This window comes from Candidatus Hydrogenedentota bacterium, from assembly GCA_012523015.1.
GTDB lineage: Bacteria > Hydrogenedentota > Hydrogenedentia > Hydrogenedentales > CAITNO01 > JAAYBJ01.
Window position 1 is genome coordinate 1 of sequence record JAAYJI010000063.1, and the last position, 17,487, is coordinate 17,487.

A 17,487-nucleotide genomic window follows, 5' to 3' on the forward strand; every position below is an offset into this window, starting at 1 on the left:
CAAGTAGCTGATGCCTTCGTCTTTTTCCGGAGCGGCATGCAAATGAAGTTGAACCTGATCCAATCCTTTGAAGCCGTCTTCGTGGGCTTTACGGAATTTCTTTTGGATATCGGGCACTTTCCCGCCGATCCAGAGCATGGTACGCAGTCCGGGAACGGCTTCATGCATGGTTTGGCAGGATTCGATTTTGTTGTGGCAAAAGATGACTCGTTCCGCCACATCATAATGGGCGATCATAGCCGCCAATTGTTTCAAGTCTACCTTTTTAAGATCCAAGTAAATCTGCGCCTCTTTACGAACCGCCATTTCTTGGAGCACTTCTTCCAAGGCAGGCACTTTTTCGCCGGCATATTCAGGGGCGAACCAGCTTCCCGCGTCCCATTGGCGTATTTCCTCAAAAGTCAGCCGGGTCACAGGCACATCCTGATTCACATCAGCATTGGTGGTGCGCTTCAAGGTGTCATCGTGAATACAGATGATGACGTTGTCGGCTGATGCGCAGATATCCACTTCCGGGATAGCCTTCAGATCCCAAGCGTATCGATAGGCAGCCAAAGTATTTTCGGGCACTTCTTTTAAGCCGCCACGGTGAGCTTGGAAAAAAACTTCTGAGCTCTGAGCCGGCAACACAACAACACTCATGATCATTACAAATAAACATATCCAACGCATAAGAAACTCCTTTCGTCAAAAGGACATGGTATCTGTTTTGCAGAAATTAAAGCAAGGGGATGGAAAAAGAACTTCACTGTGTTTCTCAAAGTAGGAATTGCTTTTCTTTAATGTTTTGTTTTACTATAAACTGACCATATACTGCATGTGAACGCATTGGAGTTGTCTCTGTATTAAGGGCTGAAATTTAATACAGAGTGCAATTCAAACTCTCTTGGGTATTTAGAGTAAAAGTGGATCACCTTGTCTTATATACGATGGGGCAGGCGAGCTGCCTTTTCCCCTTGTTATTGAGCCATTTAACAAGGGCAGAGACGGCGCTGCAACGCGGCATTGAAACAAAAGGGCTGTTTGTTTCAATGGATTCGGACATGGAGATCGCGCTCAAACAAAGGAGGAGGAGCCTTTTATGCTGACTGCGCTCGCCCTGTTATTTCTTTCCTTTGCCTCGTGCATTGTCGGGCTTTGGTCTCGGGCACTATTGCTTGATTTTGGGATCATCCGCGGCTTTGAAGCGGGGCTCTGGGCGTGCGTTGTTGTGGCGGTTCTTTATGCAGCCGCACAAATTTATTATCGGGTGCTGCTCCTGATTATTCGCCCTACCAAGGCGGTAAGTCTGGATGTGTGCGACTTATTATCCCATGGCGCCGCACTTATCCTTTTGCCTTCTCTTTTCGGGTTTCAATTCGAGATTCCCTATCCTTCCATCCAAAAGCTTGAGCCTTTGGCGCATTTCGCTGTCTTCGCTTTGGTCTTGCTGGTCTTTCGACTCATGAGTTTTTTTGCGGCCGTTTACGGCGAGAAAACGAGCCGAACTATTGTGTTGCGCTGGGCATTCTTTGCGCTGTTAATTTCCTTGCTCATACCGAGCAGCATCTACCATTATTTAAGCGCGGTGAATACGCGATCCGAAGTGATTCAAGTGGAAGCAGCGCCTGTTTCCGTTGAACACGCCTATACAGAAGCCTATGTGGTGCCGGAACACAAGCGGATGATCATCCCCATGGATCATGGGGACACCGATCAATTGGCTTTTCTTTGCGCGCCGCCCTCGGAAGAAGAAGACTTCCCGGAATCGGTCTATATCATCGTCGAAAGTTATAACATTGCCTTGACCGACGCCATGCCTCCCGAAGAAGCGCAGCCCACGGCAAGCTTGACCCGCGAAGTGGTTTTTTCAGGAAAGGGATGGACGCAAGAGGCTATCGCACGAAGTGAGATTCCCACCGACACGGTGAACCTCACTTTTTCTTGGATGGAGAGGAATCCGAAAGGTTTGCGGCAGCGCTTGGGCGTGCTGCCTCCGGAAAACCTGAATCGCTTTCTTATGGTACATGGGCCCGGCGCACAGAATCTGTCGCAGCTGTCGCGAAAGCCGAGCGTGGTCATTCTGGTTGCAGAGGGCATGGGTGCCGCTCACATGAGCATTTACGGATATAACCGCAATACGACGCCCAATCTTAAACGCAGCGCGGCAGACATGATCCTTTGTCAAGAAGTGTATACGCCTTCTCCGGATACGGGAGCTGCCGTGATGAGTCTGCTCACCGGCTTAACACCACAAAGTCATAATTTCCCCTTTGCTCCGGGCGAAGGGTTGCCCCATAACGTATGCTCCCTTGCAGAATTGTTTCAAGGTTGCGGCTATCTGACAGCGGCCTTTACGGAGGGGCAGGGGCAAGATGTCCATGACTTGACCTATGGTTCGGGTTTCGAAAAAGGCTTTGATCTTTTCGATGAACACATCCCCATGGAACTGCCCTATTACACAGATTCCCGACGCACCTCTCCCTATCGGATGGTGCCGGCTGGCGCACGGGTGACCTTGAAAAAAGCGGGAGACTGGATCGTCGACCATGCCCATGTGCAGCAATTTGTATTTGTGCGTGTGCGGGATTTAACAGAGCCGAGAGCCTTGTCCCGTTACAGCTCACCTTATATGCGGCGCGGAAAAAATTCCTCGGTTATTGATGTTTATGACGCCTCCTTAAACTATCTGGATCAGCAGCTCGGTCAGTTTTTAGAGCGTCTCGAAGCCTTGCCGCCGGAGCAAGCGCCGATCGTGATTTTAACCTCCACCAATGGCTTTGATTTTCGTGATCAGGGCCGCTACGCCTATACTCGAATTGACGCTTATCCCCGCGGTCTTCACGAAGATGCGCTTTGGATTCCCCTGTTTATTCGGATTCCGGGATGCCCGGGCATCACGAATGAGGCACCGGCATCGCTTATTGATGTTGCGCCAACCTTGGCGGCACTTACCGGGACGCCTTTGCCCTACTATGCGGAAGGAATCAATTTATTAGAAGAGCAGCGGATCCGTGAAATTATCTCTGTCATGGGAGATCCTGTCAAGCAGTCTATCCGTTCGGGGAAATGGCGTTTCACGTGGCAATCCGGTTTGGCGCGTCATTCTTTGGAGCGTGTCGAACCTGAACAAGTCGAGGAATTAGTTGATATTGAAAAATATCGAGAAAAAGCCGGCAGACAAAATAATATTGCGAAAGAGCCGCAGCTGGTGGAAGCATTCAAAGCACAGCTGCAAACGACCTTTCATGATAGGTATTTTGGCGGTGCGATGGTCACCATGATTCCGCAACCGACTATTTTTCAATAGCGATTGCATAGGGGGAGCATGCGCGCGGCGGCGGTCTTAGATATCGCTCAATGACTGCATATAAGCCATGATTGAGCAATTGTCGCAGGAAGGGTTGTGGGCACACCAATCTTCATAGATTTGCATCAGCCCTTGCTGCCGCCGAAAATTCAATTTCAGTGCGTTGGTTTTCAAATTGAGCCATTCAATCATGCGCCGGTGGATGCGGTTTTCAGGTTCTTTGGGCAGTGCTATAAAAAAGTTGTGTATATTCTTTCTGAGGAGAGAATCCGTCTCTTTCTCTTCTCCACTGGCGGATGCGATGGCAGCAGGAATGAATACATTGCCAATAATAGCGCGAATCCGTCCCATGCCTAAGGGAGCGGTAGCTTTCTGCATGGGCTCGCCATCCCATTTAAAATGATTCGCCCAAAATCCGGTTGCCTTTCCAAAGAGGCGCTCCATGGCTTGGCGCCGTTCCAGGGGAGTATTCTGCTGTCTCCAAATTAAATCAAGATTTTTGTGGAGCCCCCGCTCTGCTGTACGCGACAAAAAACGTGCAGCACCGGCAAAACGCCGTTCCGGCACATTGGCCGGCCGGATTTGGTTTTTCGGCCACTGTAAATTCAAACTTTTTAACCCGGGCATGGTTTCCTTTAATAGGGTCGAAATGTCGCTATAATGTTTTGGGATTTCCGTGTCGTAGCTCCATGATTCGGGGCACAGATCGCTAAGCCGAAAGAAACAGGCTTCCAAAGCCAAAGGGTTTTGTTGTGCGATTTGCCGAGCTCGGGTATAGGGAAGCGATTCTGCAACGATCCGAAAGAGTTTCTTAAATTGGGCGTAACCGCAGGCTTCCATGAAGAGTTCATATAGGGCTTGTTCAGCATCGGTTCTTTCCGCCCGTTCACGGAAGCGCCGTGCCTTTTCGAGTATGCGCCATTCTCCGGCAATGTCCAAGAAGTAGGCCAGTCCGTTGACTGAGCCTTGGTGGTTGAGAAGAAAGGAGGCACAGCGTCCGCAGCGATCGGGAACAATTTCTGCCATAGAAGATTTGTGGAGCAGTGCTGCGGGGATGACAAGTGTAGCGATGGTTTTGCCTGCTTCGGTTACAGCGGGCTTCACGTTTTCGCTCGGTGGATGTTGAAGCACGTGAAGTATGACTTTGTTGTAGGCAGGATCGTTTTGGTGTCCATGGCTATACCAATTGGGCGCTGCCGAATGGATTTCAACGTCGCCGGTACATAACTGTCCGTTAAATTCGACTTGCGCGTTTTGGAAGTCAGGGCCTGCCTGTCGGTTCCACCATCCGGGTGATATAATGCGTATGCGATGCCCTTCAACGCTGGTTAGTGAATCGGGAAACCGCGCTTTCATCCAGCAATGCTGTAGATCAGACTCCATCAATTCACTGTTTTCTTTTGCGCATTGTCCGGTGATTCGATACGCGCTATAGGCAGATGAAAAGGGGGAAGTGTCCATAATTTTCTCCGAAAATAAACTTAGATCGGTTGCAATGATACCAGTTAAGATATATACAATGGACAATGGATGCAAATTGTAATCCGGAAAGGAGTAAACCCAGATCATGAATTATGTAGCCTTCGGACGGACAGGACTTGAAATATCAGCACTTTGCCTGGGCACAATGACCTTCGGTAATGAAGCCGACGAAGCTGAATCCAGGGCGTTGATGGATTATGCTTTTGATCGGGGAATCACGGTTTTCGATTGTGCACACAATTATAATAAGGGCGAGACGGAACGCATTGTGGGGCGTTGGCTGGGAGATCGGCGCGATGAAATTATTCTCACGACCAAAATCTTTTTCCCCTTCGGCGGCGGCAGAAACGACCAAGGCTTGTCCCGTCGAAATATCCTGCTTTCCATGGATCGCTCTTTAAAACAATTAAAGACCGATCGCGTAGATATTTTATATTTGCATCATTGGGACACCAAGACAGCTCTGGAAGAATCCTTGCGCGCTGTGGAATCGCTCGTCCGGCAAGGCAAGGTTTTGTATGTGGGTATTTCCAATTTTGCCGCGTGGCAGTGTCAAAAAGCGCTGGGGCTTTGCGCCTTGCACAACCTGGCCGCTCCCGTATGTATTCAGCCCATGTACAGTCTTGTTAAACGTCAGGCGGAAGTGGAACTGCTGCCCATGGCGCTTGAGGAAAATTTGGCTGTGTTTCCTTATAATGTCATTGGCGCAGGATTGCTGACAGGAAAGTATTTGCGCGGTGAAACCGGGCGCCTCACGGAAACGGAGATGTATCGTCAGCGCTACGATAACCCCACGTATCCTGTCGTTGCGGAACGTTTTGTCGCGTGGGCACAAAAGCATAACTACGCCCCGGCTGCGCTGGCGACTGCGTGGACTATGGCGCATCCCGCCGTGACCGCGCCTATTATCGGAGCCAGAAATCTGGCACAATTAGAGGAGACCTTGACCTGTCTGAACATTCGATTGAGTGCGGAAGAATATGGGGAAATTGCAGCGCTTTCGCCTGCGCCGCCCCATGCTACAGATCGCGAATCCATGGCCGCTATGCACACACGCGGCTGGTAATAGAAAGGATAAGAAGCCATGGCGGATTTTAGACAGACTGTTAAAGCCTTGATCGCCGGGATGGATGCCGTTATTCTCGACAAGACGCCCGTGATCAAGACGGCGTTGGCCGCCGTGTTGGCGGGGGGCCATGTGCTCATGGAGGATGTGCCCGGTGTTGCTAAAACGATGTTGGCGCGAAGCCTTGCCCTTTGCAGCGGATGCCTGTTTAACCGCATTCAATGTACGCCGGACTTGCTTCCTTCCGATATTACGGGAGTCTCCGTTTTTAATCCGAAAACACAAGAATTTATATTTGTTCCGGGCCCGGTGTTCTCTCAAATATTGGTGGCTGACGAAATCAACCGCGCCACACCGCGTACGCAGGCGGCGCTCTTGGAAGCCATGGCGGAAGGGCAGGTCAGTATTGACGGTCAGACCTATAAATTGGAACAGCCCTTTATTGTTTTCGCGACACAAAATCCACTCGAACATGAAGGCACCTTTCCCTTGCCCGAGGCGCAGCTGGATCGTTTTATGATGCGTTTGTCTATGGGCTATCCAAGTTTTTACGCAGAAGCGAAATTGCTTGAACTGACACGCTTGAACCATCCTATTGATAAGGTACAGCGGGTAACGGATGCGCAAACGTTGATCATGATGCAGGCGGCGGTGCGTGACATATTCGTTCATGATAAGGTCCGTGAATATATGCTGCGCCTCGTTGCGAGGACACGGGATTCCGTCCATTTAACGGTAGGCGCCAGTCCCCGTGCGGCAATGATGTTGTTTCGTGCTACGCAAGCCTATGCGGCAGTCACCGGGCGTTCCTATGTGCTGCCTGATGATGTTAAATACTTGGCGAAACCGGTATTGCAGCACCGTTTGATTGTCAATCCGGAAAGCCGCTTGCGCCGTGTCACCGCCGAGGCGGTGCTAGACGACATTCTCAAAGAAATCCCGATACCTGCCGCTGCTATGGTATCGGGAAAATAAGCGTTGCTTGTTGGATCTGGGAACTCAGCCTTCCTCTTGCTCCGCGTCGGCGCCCATACGATAGATAACCCATTGATAATTTTCCGGTGGCGTCCATCGCTGCATGGGCAGCACAATGTCGCCCGTTTCACGGTCTTCAAAGGCGTAGAAGTTGGATAGTTGCAACCCTTCAACGTCTGTGTCTTCTTTCGTGTCTATGGGGAAGACACTGTCCTCAATCAGCATCATGCTTTCAGGATCAATTTCACCCAAGACCAGCGGCCACCGCGGCGCGTTGCCTCGCGCATTTGTTGGGCATAGATTGCCAATCCAGAAATAGCGGCCGCTGCTGTGTTGAATAATTTGAGACATGCTGGACGGAGAGAAAAAAGGCCGGCCATTGGAATAATGCCAAATTTCAGGAGTGCTCCAGTGGACGCCGCCATCGGTGGAGACGGCATACCATTTATGGCTTGGCAACTGATAAGCAGCATCTTTTTTTAATCCGTTGCTGCCGCGCATTACGCAGAGGATTCGACCGTCGGGCATCTCCGCCAAGGTAGGTTCATAAAGACCCCGTACGCTTCGGTCAGGATCGGCTTGGATCGGTTCCGATACGGTCCAAGCGAGGCGGTGATCTTCTTGCCAAGTGCCGATAAGCATGAGACATTGGTAATAATCCCAGCCGCTTCCATAGGTTTCTAATTCGCCTTGACTGTCTAAAAGGGTCATTTGCGTGGGAACTAGAACGCGGCCTTCTTGGGTACGTATAGGACGGCAGCCCAAATCACCGAGAAAGATGGCGTTTTTCCCCAAATATAATCCTTCCAAGGGATGTTTGAAATTAAAATCGCCTTCTTGAATGACCGGTTCATCAAATAAAAAGTTGCGCCCGCCGTCGAGCGAAACACGGTAACGGATATAACTGTCCGTAGCCGTTTCTTTCGGCTCGTCGATATTTCTGTCAACGTCTTCACGATCCATGGCAAGGAGTACTGCGAGGAGTGCACCTGTTTCCGGATCTACAAATCCGGGGTAGGAGAAACGGCGATAGTTTTTAGGCAATGAACCATCAAAATCAGGTTCCGGTTTTTGCGGCGTCCACGTGCGCCCGTTGTCTGCAGAGCGTGCGTCGTAACGCATCATTTCCGTTCCGGTTTTATGCACATAAAAAGCGCTGCGTAAGGGAGAGGGTTGCTCTAACAAGGTCTTGCTTTTCAAATGAAAGGGCGCTTGAGTTGCGGCAAAGGCGCTCACCATAAAAATACTAAGGCAAAGACTCAGAGGAATGCATAGGGTAGATACTCGTTTCATAACCGTGTTCAACTCCTTGATACCGCGTTTATTTAAGAATGTGCAGGTTGTATGCAATTGCTTTTACCAGAGGCATGATACATCTTTTTAGGGTGTTTTCAAAAGAAAGATTCTCACTCATCTAATGTTAATAGTACAGGATTTTTTTTCTTGACATGGTTTCACATTTCGCGTATACTGAAACTATATTCAGTAACAACGCTACGATACGGTTAAGGAATAAAGCTATGGCTGCTCCGATGACAGCACGACAGCAAGAGATATTGGCGTATATTGCAGATTGCATCGATAGCTTAGGATATCCGCCATCGATCCAAGAGATTGGACGCCACTTTGGTATCGCCTCCACCAATGGCGTGCATGCTCATTTAAAGACCTTGGAAAAGAAGGGCATTATTGAGCGCAGCCCCAAAGCGCGCAGTATACGGCTCACCGAAAAGGCGTCGTTCTTGTTGCGCCGTTCCTTAGGCCCCGTGTTGCCTTTGGTCGGCCGTGTTGCCGCCGGGGAACCCTTGCTCGCCATGGAAAATATTGAAGACTATATTCCCGTACAGTCCCGGTTGGCGGAGCGGGACGCCTTTTGTCTGCGTGTCACGGGGGACAGCATGATCGAGGCAGGCATCCTAGCCGGGGACGTGATCATTGTCGACCGTTCTGTAAAAGCGCGGCCCGGCGATGTAGTAGTTGCATTGATTGATGACGAAGCCACCGTGAAATATTTTTATCCCCGTTCTGATATGGTGGAATTGCGTCCCGCCAACCATCGAATGAAGCCCTTCATTTATCCCGCAGCTGCGGTGCAGCTTCAAGGGGTGGTGGTAGCCTTGCAGCGTTCTCTAGCCTAATTCGAAGGAGGAATAGGTAAAGGGGCGCGCGACGGCACGCCCCGTATGAGGTTCTCCTATTTGTGTTTCAACCTGCGGCTTAGGCAGCGTGACTTTTTTTCTTGATAATAGATACCTGCGCTGCCTTCAGCTTCAGTACAAAGCCATGCTTGGGAATGGTGCCGATATACGCTGCAAAGCTTGGATCAACCTCTGCGAGACGCTGCGTCAAAATTCGTTTTTGATAATGTAATTGGTTGTCTTCCACAATGATATCCCCCCAAATTTGGTGGTAAATATCCTCATACGCCACGCATTCTCCGGGATGTTCTGCCAATGCCAAGATCAATTGATATTGCTTTTTCTGAAGGGCTATTTTCGAGTCCTTGATACAAATACTGTCCGGGCGCCGCTCATCAATAATAAGTATGGGCGTGTTGTGTTGTGCCGGTGTATCTTCTTGTTCAGAAGCATCCTGAGCCGCTGCCCAGGCTTTTAATGCCGCTGCCTGAGAAGGAGAGAGCCATTGTTCCAACACCGTACTTTCCACCTGTTTCAATCGGTTAGGATGGATTAACTCCGCCTTGTCGAGAGCAAAGAGGGCGGAGCGGGGGAGTGTTGGAAGGACTCGGGCAACTTCAAGCAAAGCGTTGCCTATGCCGAGGTTGATACGTTCGGAGAAACGGCGCAGTGCTTCGGCGAAAGAAGGGGCTAGGTTTTGCGCGTCGGCAAGGGCTGCTGCCCCGTCTGCGAGCCATGCCAAGGTATCGGCAGCAGTACGAATCTGCCCCGCTGAAACATCGTAGGTGTTTTCAATATCTTCCATGGATGTTTCCTCCATCCAGCATTCAAGAAAGAGGGCTGTTTTGATGGCGCGTACCTCATCGTAATAAGGCATGAGGCGGCAATTACGAAATCGGTTGATTGGGATGTCTGTATGCAGTTCTCGGGCAGCACTTTGTTCTTTCATTTGTTTAACGTAGACGCCTGATTCATATTCGCGGCGCGTAAGGGTCACTTGGCGCAGTCTTGCATCGGGCAGCATCGCCAAGCTGAGCAGGAAGTCTAATGGATACCATTCGCGATTTTCCGATAGGCGCAGCCAATGGCGCAGCATGCGGGCTGAAGCAAGGGACAAACCTTTTGCAGCGATGGTCCGGCCAAAGGGAGAAGCGCTCAAACTAAGTCCTTCTAAGGCGCTGCCCGGTGTAATGGAAAAGAGGGCGGCGTCGGCGTCGCAGGCTTGCACTGCGCCGATTTCGATGCAGCGACGCAAGGCGGCCGATAAGCGGAAATGGATCTCTTCGCCTATGAAACGATTGGTCGGCGTGGGCTGCGCCGAGAGACTTTGATTGAAAAAGGCTTCCAGATCCCCCATGCTTTTACAATAGCGCGAGGCAACCAGCTGAACAATGGAATCGTCAAGCGTGCTTTGGGCGATTCTCGGCGCTATAGCATCGCGTTGTCCTTTCACGTAACGCTGCCATAAAGCATCCCGTTCCAAAGGAGACGCTGCCACTAAGATAGCCCGTCCATATTCTGAGCCCGAGCCATAACGGCCTGCGCGGCCGCTCATATTTTCAAATTCGCCTTGTGTAATGGGCGAACGCCAGGGGAGGTCAAGATCAGGATCATAGATCCATTTGTCGGTACTTACAAAGACATTGCGCACAGGAAGATTCATCCCTGCCGCGAGGGTATACGTTGCTACTAAAATCTTGATTTCTCCGGATCGGAAGGCAGTTTCAACGATGCGCCGCTCTTCAGGCAACAGATCAGCGCTGTGGAAAGCCGTTCCCGTTTCGCAGATGCGCAGGAGCAAGTTGCGCGATCGGGTCGGCGGCAATGCACGGAGCGCATCGATACAGGTTGATGCTGCAGCTAAGGATACACGACGCGACAATGCTTCTGCACCCCGCCACGCTTCTCGCCGCGCCTTCACAAAAATGAGACAGGGCTCTCCTTGTTCTGCCAAAAGCCGCACATTCGTCATCACTTCAGACCAAGTGGTTTCACCATGGGACATTTCCAATTCTTCCTTACCTTCACTGTGGTCGTTGTGTCCGCAATAGCGATACTGCCCTTCATGCAATACGCCGTAGCGCAATTCCCGAGGGCGGCGGTCTTGTTCCAGCAAACGCGCTTTCAGCCAAGAAGCGAGTTGCTCCGCTTCGCCCAAGACTGCAGAAAGGCCGATGAGCCGTGTGCCGATAATAAGCAAACGAGTCAGCAACAGTTCGATGGTTACGCCCCGTTCCGGATCGGATAATATCTCCAATTCATCGGCAACGACCAAGGCTATTTCGTGCAAGCGTTCGGGGTAGGAGACAATGAGCCGTTCAAATTTTTCATAGACTGCCACGGCAATATCGAAATCACCGCCTTTAAAAGCCAGATCAAAATTGCGATGGTCGCGGGTACACACAATGACGCGCATCCCATAAGCAGCATATTTCTTTTGAAAGTCCTGATACTTTTCTTCCGCCAAGGCTTTCAGAGGCACTAAAAAAACGACCCGTCGCCCTTGGAGCACCGTGTGGGCAGCAGCCATTTCGCCGATGAAGGTTTTGCCTGAACTCGTCGGCGCTTGCACCAACAAATTATCTGTGCCGAATAAATCGTACTTGCGGATCGCCTGCTCTTGCAGGGGCAACAGCCCCGGGCCTTGTTGTTCTTGCCATTGGGTACTTAACGCCGTTGGAATTCCATAACCTGCTAATTCTTGCATTTTCATAAGTTCTACTCTCCTCATTTTTTTAGCACAACACCTACTTGCTCTTAGTATACTGAAAATATTTTCAGGTGTCAACTTCTATGAGCACTTGGGAAAGGAAGGGTGAAATGAAAGGGTTGAAAATAAGGTGTAGCGGCAACGATATAGGCGTGAGCAGGCCACCGATCTTAGATAATTCTTTACATAATCACGAAAATAAAAAAATTCAACAAATCTTCAATCGGGATTTAAAAGAGCATAGATAGGGAGCTTTCTACATGAAGAGAAATTTAGTCTTATAGCTACTATATATAGCGATTAACCTTATAAAAAATCCAAGTATATCGTTTTTTGGGGATTAATAATGGCGATTTCTCGGTAAAAAGTCTCCTGCAAATTTTGGTTAATAGTTGACAAAGATAAGAAGGATGTTGCTTTTTTTTCCGTTATATGCTAATCTATTGAAGTTAAACAAGAAGAAGTGTGTCCTCACGGTATTTTTAAATTATCCTGATCCGGGAAAAACAGGTAGGCGGTATGTACGAATCATTTTATGGACTACGGGAACGACCCTTTAATCTGACCCCCGATCCTAAATATTTGTACCTCAGCGAAAAGCATAAAGAGGCTTTTGCGCATCTTAGTTATGGGATCAAAAGCCGCGGCGGTTTTGTGCTGATTACAGGGGAGATCGGCACGGGTAAGACGACAATCAGCCGCAATCTGTTACGCCAATTGGACTCGGGCATTGAAGTTGCCTTCATTTTTAATCCCCTCCTTGACAGCATTGAGTTGCTGAAAAAGATCAATCATGAGTTTGGGATTGTATCTGATTCAGACAGCGCTCTAGACCTGACAGAAGAGCTGAATGCTTATTTGCTCAATGCCGCTGCCCACGGGAAACGCTGCGTGCTCGTGATTGACGAAGCGCAGAATCTGCCGATCATGGTATTGGAACAGATCCGCCTTTTATCCAACCTTGAAACCGATACCGAAAAATTGCTTCAGATCGTGTTAATTGGACAGCCGGAACTGGCGGCAAAATTAAAGATGTATGAGCTGCGCCAGCTGAATCAACGTATCACGGCGCGCTATCATTTGAAGCCGTTGAACGCCATCGAAACGCTGCAGTACATAGCCTACCGCATCCAAGTTGCAGGGGGCCGCAAACGCATTGGTTTCACCAAGAGCGCCATCAAAAAAGTCTATAAACTGGCGGGCGGCGTGCCCCGCATGATCAACGCTATTTGTGATCGCAGCCTGCTTATCGGCTATACGCGGGACCAACACATTATCACGGCCGCGCTGGTAAAAAAAGCCATGAAAGAACTGCGGGGCGATCAGATCGTTGTGCCCAAGAAGGAGAAATCTTCTTTTTGGCGCCGTTGGCTGCCCGCCCCATCCTTGGCGGTACTTTTCTTATTTGTGGTGGCCGTGGCGTGGTATATGTCGGGCTCCATGGATCGTTTTGTTCATGAATTAAGGCTCTTCAACCATTTGGTTTCCGATAGTGTTACGGTTGAGACTGCACAGCTACCGGAGACGGGCTTACCCAAAGTGACGGCAGAGCGCAGGGAAGATTCAGTGCCGCCTTCGGCTGTGGTCGCTGCGGACAGCGCCCTCCATCTTGTTATGGAACGTCTCAATGCGACGGGTACCGTCCTTGAGAATGAATCGCTCACGCCTCTGTTGGAGACGCTTGATAGCGAAAGGACATTGCACGCCGCATTGGATACTTTGATCGCCCTCTGGAACCGTGATTTGGCAGCACACTATCCACAAGATGCGGATACGGACGATCTTGTTGCTTATATTGAAGAGCAAGGGCTTGACTGTGAATCACTCTCTTCCGATCTTGCGCAAATGCGCGCCCTCAATCTGCCTGGTCTGGCGAAGATGGGCTATGAAGACAACAGTTTTTGGATGGCCGTGGTTCGCATGAACGAACGAGGCGTTACGCTCCTCGCCGGCGCTAATAAACGTATTACCGTTTCACCCGATGAATTCACCGCATTCTACGAGGGTGTTTATCTTGTCCCGTGGTCTGATCCTTCGCCGGAAGCGGCGGCATTGACGCCCGGTCAGCGTGGCGCTTCTGTGTTGGCGTTGAAAAAGCAATTACGCGACTCGGGTCGATTGGACGCCGAAAATACGACCGATGCCTATGATCGGGAAACGGAAAACGTGATTCGCGCGATTCAAAATGCGGCGGGATTAAACGCTGATGGTAAAGCGGGGCGTCAGGTACGTTTCGCTTTGGCGAATTTGCTGCCCGAGACGCCCATCCTGACGCCGGGAAATGGGAAAGGTGTTTCTCTCAATTTGGATGAACCGGCAGTGGCGCAAGAACAACAGGTTGCTGCGTCCCCGGGAAAAGTAAGTGCAGCGCCGAAAAAGCAGCCGTCTCCCAAAAAGACGGTTGCAGCGCCGAAGCCTGCCGCACGGACCGATCTGCAAAGCATCGCGCCGCCCCTTCCGTCTGACAGCGGTCTGTTGCCTATGGACGCCACAGCTCCACTGGCGACGACAGATGGAGATGGTTTCCCGCCTGCGGTCAAAGAACGTGCAGCCGAAGAAGCCGCCTCTCCGCCGTCGGGATCGGTCGCACAGACCCATGCTGCTGAAAGCGATTCCTCGGAAGCAGAAGTTTCCGATGTGCAGGCATTGATGACGGTTCGTGAATTGCCCGCTATTGGCGCTGAAGCTGTGCCCGAGATCGATTTGAATCCCTACGACAAAGGAGAGGTCACCGTACCTGTCCTTGGCAGCACGCCCTTGGTGCCCCATGAACCGGAATCCATATGATGAGGGAGTGCTTATGTGTATGAAGTCCTATGTGCAGGATGAAAAGAGTCCATGAGTTCTATTTTAGACGCCTTAAATAAACTCGAAGAGGAGAAGATGAGTCAGAGCAAAGACTCATCAGAGGACTTTTTTCCCTTGTCGCCGGAGGATGCAGCTGCGAATCTTTTGGGTCACCGATCCGGTCATAGAGAGTCGACTGCCCTTCGCCTGTGGATCCCGCTCATGGCGGCTGTATTTTTTTGCGTGGTCATCGCCGCCATGTCCGCAGGGGTCGGTGTTTGGCTGGTAATGAAACCGGACAGGACGGAAACAGCAGCAACTGAAGATAAACGTGTTGCTTCCGAACTCTATACCTATACCCTTCCTCTTTCTGCGCAAGGGGAGGCGGCCGAGGCACCGGCTGATACTTCGGAAATGATAGCGCAACAAGAAGCGCCCCCTGCTGCGCCTGTGAAAAAGCCGGAACCGCCTGCTGTCACACCTGCGGTTGTTCCTGCGGCGAAGAAAGAGCCTGTACCTGTTCCTAAGCCTGCCGTTGTACAAGAAGCGACGCCGCCCCCGGCGCCCAAACAAGCTGTTGAAGTGCTGCGCCTGCCCGAAGTTAAGACGGAAACACCGCCTGTGACACCGCCGCCTGCGCCTCCCGCGATGCCGCCTCCCGTAACGACTCCTGCTATAGAGGAACATCCTTTACCGGATGTGAATGAATTGATGCAGGTTGCCCGGGCAGAGGTTGTAGAACCTGAACCGGTACAAACGCAAGTTCCCGCGTTCACACCGGATCCTTCGCCCCCGCCGCCTCCCCCGCCGGCAACACGTACAGCATCTCAAGAGGTGAATATGAAAAGTTTACCCCGTTTATCGATGCACGAACGGGAAATGCTTGGACTCGATAATATCCGATTGAATGTATTGCGGCCTGCCGATAAACAACAACCGGACGCCTTGGCTATCATTAATCTAAAAAAAGTCTATGTGGGCGAGGTGATCCCGGGAACACCTGCCCGATTGATTGCGGTTGAATCGAACGCCATCGGTGTTGAAGTGCAAAGCGGAGGCGCCACCAAGCAATATCAAATTCCACGTTAATCCTGACCGCCTTCTTGTAGCGTCACGATACGCCCATATGGTTTTGCTGTTTCCTATGATCATGCCCTTGCTCCTGAAGAAGGCTGCCCGCGGGATGACTTAGGCAAGTCTCCGCTTATTACGGTATACTTTTCCAAGCGATTCGCTAATTGTGCGGTGAAAGGATAGGGTAGATTGCTCTATTCGATCTGTATACAACCCGATTGTTGTCCCTATGTGTAGCGCCCTTTATTTATGCTGAGGAAATCGACAATGAAAAAAAACTTTTGGTTATTGATGGTGATCGTGCCCTTGCTCTTCGCAGCCTGTACCAAGCCGGCGACAACGCCGGGCGAATCGGCGGCGGCTGCGCCTGCAGACGGAGGAAAGAAAGCCTTGGAGATTGCGGTAATCCCCAAAGGACTCGCCCATCAATTTTGGATTTCCGTGAAAGCAGGCGCCGAGAAGGCGGGCCAGGAAGTGGATGCCTCCATTCTATGGCAAGGGCCGCCCAAAGAAACGGAAATTGCCCAACAGATCAGCATTGTGCAGGATATGATCACCCGCCGTGTGAGTGCCTTGGTCCTCGCCGCCTGCGATGAAAACGCCCTCGTAAGCGTGGTAGCCCAGGCTGTCAATGCCGGGATACCGGTGATCATGATTGATTCAGGTGTCAAATCGGATCTTCCCAAATCATTGGTTGCTACCGATAATGTGGAAGGGGCGCGCATGGCGGCACGGCAGATGGCGGAATTGCTTGATCATAAAGGCGAGGTTGGTTTGCTGCCCTTTGTGTCCGGAGCCGCCACGTCTGAACTGCGTGAGCAGGGATTCAAAGAAGGGCTCCGCGAATTTCCCGAAATGCCCCTTGTCGTCACCAATTACAGTCAGAGTGACGTAGGCACCGGCATGAATGTCACCTCTGACATGATCACGGCTCATCCCGCCTTAGCGGGTATCTTCGCCGCCAATGAACCCGGGGCCATTGGCGCGGCGCAAGCCCTGCGTGCAGCCGGAAAAGTGGGTCAAGTTAAATTAATCGGCTTTGATGCGACTGGAGAACAGTTGCGCGCCCTCCGCGAAGGGGTTATCCAAGCACTGATCGTGCAAAATCCCTTTAAGATGGGCTATGAGGCAGTGAAAGCGGCAGTTGCCGTGCTCCATGGTGAAGAGGTGCCGCCCCTCATTGATACGGGCGTAACCGTTGTGACCCTTGAGAATATTGACACCGAAGAGGTGCAGGCTTTGCTCAATCCTAATTGAGTGTACAGCCTAATCGCGGGATTTTTTTTATCGGCGGCGGGTTCAAGGTTGAAATGCAACCGGTTCCCCAAAAGAGGACATCACAGAGATCTTCGGTACAATAGTTCTAAGCAAATAACCGAAGGAGTCCATACTGTCCCATCACCATTTTACACGAGATGACTGTATAAAACCGGAAACATTTAAAAAGCAAGGATTGAGCAACCGGGAAACAGCTCAGACACTCGGGTTTCATAAAAGTAGTATGGGCCGTGAATTGCGCCGTACCCGTGTACGCCGTCGCTCGTGTTACGTGTTGCTACGTTCAGCCACAAACGCCCATGCAAGTTTGTCGGGAGACGCGCTCATGAAACCCACAAACTCGCCATAACAACCGGATCAAAAATGGGGCTTGACAATGCCGCGCTCTATTATTTCCCCTACCGCTACCATAGCCCCTCCATGAATCGTTGGACAAGCGCAGACCCCGCTAGGTTGACGGACCGAATGTGTATGACTATTCAAGTTTTGGAATGTGAAAGAATGTGTGATGTGTACATGCAAACGCAAAGCGGGAAGCGGCCGCAAAGTTCAAAGGAAAGAGTTATTGGGAGCTGTGGGAAGGGGTATAATAGGGAAGAAACATTACCTAATGATATAGTGTTCGCATTACTATGCTATGGGATATTATGTTGGTATGATAAAAAGAAACAGAATAATATCAAGAATA

At 50.7% G+C, this 17,487-nt stretch carries 11 protein-coding genes; 7 read left to right on the forward strand and 4 right to left on the reverse strand.

Features of this window, described 5'->3' with window-relative positions:
- Nucleotides 1–672 (reverse strand): glycerophosphodiester phosphodiesterase family protein (locus tag GX117_02665; protein NLO32248.1); only part of this gene is annotated, 672 nt, incomplete at its 3' end.
- Nucleotides 673–1,081: 409 nt separating this feature from the next.
- Here GX117_02665 and GX117_02670 point away from each other — a divergent pair.
- Nucleotides 1,082–3,289, forward strand: coding sequence for a sulfatase-like hydrolase/transferase (locus tag GX117_02670; GenBank protein NLO32249.1), 2,208 nt, complete (start codon nt 1,082–1,084; stop codon nt 3,287–3,289).
- A 36-nt stretch (nt 3,290–3,325) separates the two neighbouring features.
- Here GX117_02670 and GX117_02675 read toward each other — a convergent pair whose 3' ends face one another.
- Nucleotides 3,326–4,750: a DUF2851 family protein gene (locus GX117_02675; protein NLO32250.1), complete on the reverse strand. Its 1,425-nt coding sequence runs from the start codon at nt 4,748–4,750 to the stop codon at nt 3,326–3,328.
- Nucleotides 4,751–4,856: 106 nt separating this feature from the next.
- On the opposite strand from GX117_02675, the gene GX117_02680 reads away from it, so the two are divergent.
- Together GX117_02680 and GX117_02685 are read left to right on the forward strand one after the other, a co-directional pair.
- The gene (locus GX117_02680; GenBank protein NLO32251.1) at nt 4,857–5,837 is read left to right on the forward strand and encodes an aldo/keto reductase; all 981 of its coding nucleotides are present in this window, start codon (nt 4,857–4,859) and stop codon (nt 5,835–5,837) included.
- Between the two features lie 18 nt (nt 5,838–5,855).
- Nucleotides 5,856–6,812 (forward strand): MoxR family ATPase, encoded by a 957-nt coding sequence (locus tag GX117_02685; GenBank protein ID NLO32252.1) that lies wholly within the window; start codon nt 5,856–5,858, stop codon nt 6,810–6,812.
- A 24-nt stretch (nt 6,813–6,836) separates the two neighbouring features.
- On the opposite strand, the gene GX117_02690 is transcribed toward GX117_02685, so the two are convergent.
- Complete coding sequence (locus GX117_02690; protein ID NLO32253.1) at nt 6,837–8,105, reverse strand: exo-alpha-sialidase; 1,269 nt, start codon at nt 8,103–8,105, stop codon at nt 6,837–6,839.
- A 227-nt stretch (nt 8,106–8,332) separates the two neighbouring features.
- Here GX117_02690 and lexA point away from each other — a divergent pair, with 227 nt between their 5' ends.
- Nucleotides 8,333–8,950, forward strand: coding sequence for a transcriptional repressor LexA (gene lexA, locus GX117_02695; GenBank protein ID NLO32254.1), 618 nt, complete (start codon nt 8,333–8,335; stop codon nt 8,948–8,950).
- A gap of 79 nt (nt 8,951–9,029) precedes the next feature.
- Here the strand turns inward: lexA and GX117_02700 are convergent, their stop codons facing one another.
- Nucleotides 9,030–11,663, reverse strand: a complete 2,634-nt coding sequence (locus tag GX117_02700; GenBank protein ID NLO32255.1) for a DEAD/DEAH box helicase — start codon at nt 11,661–11,663, stop codon at nt 9,030–9,032.
- Nucleotides 11,664–12,179: 516 nt separating this feature from the next.
- Between GX117_02700 and GX117_02705 the strand changes: the two genes are divergently transcribed.
- From GX117_02705 to GX117_02715, 3 genes are all read left to right on the forward strand, one after another.
- Nucleotides 12,180–14,447 carry an AAA family ATPase gene (locus GX117_02705; GenBank protein NLO32256.1) on the forward strand — a complete coding sequence of 756 codons (2,268 nt, stop codon included), beginning with the start codon at nt 12,180–12,182 and terminating at the stop codon, nt 14,445–14,447.
- A gap of 51 nt (nt 14,448–14,498) precedes the next feature.
- Nucleotides 14,499–15,536: a hypothetical protein gene (locus GX117_02710; GenBank protein ID NLO32257.1), complete on the forward strand. Its 1,038-nt coding sequence runs from the start codon at nt 14,499–14,501 to the stop codon at nt 15,534–15,536.
- A 276-nt stretch (nt 15,537–15,812) separates the two neighbouring features.
- Nucleotides 15,813–16,778, forward strand: coding sequence for an ABC transporter substrate-binding protein (locus GX117_02715; protein ID NLO32258.1), 966 nt, complete (start codon nt 15,813–15,815; stop codon nt 16,776–16,778).
- Nucleotides 16,779–17,487: the final 709 nt, after the last annotated feature.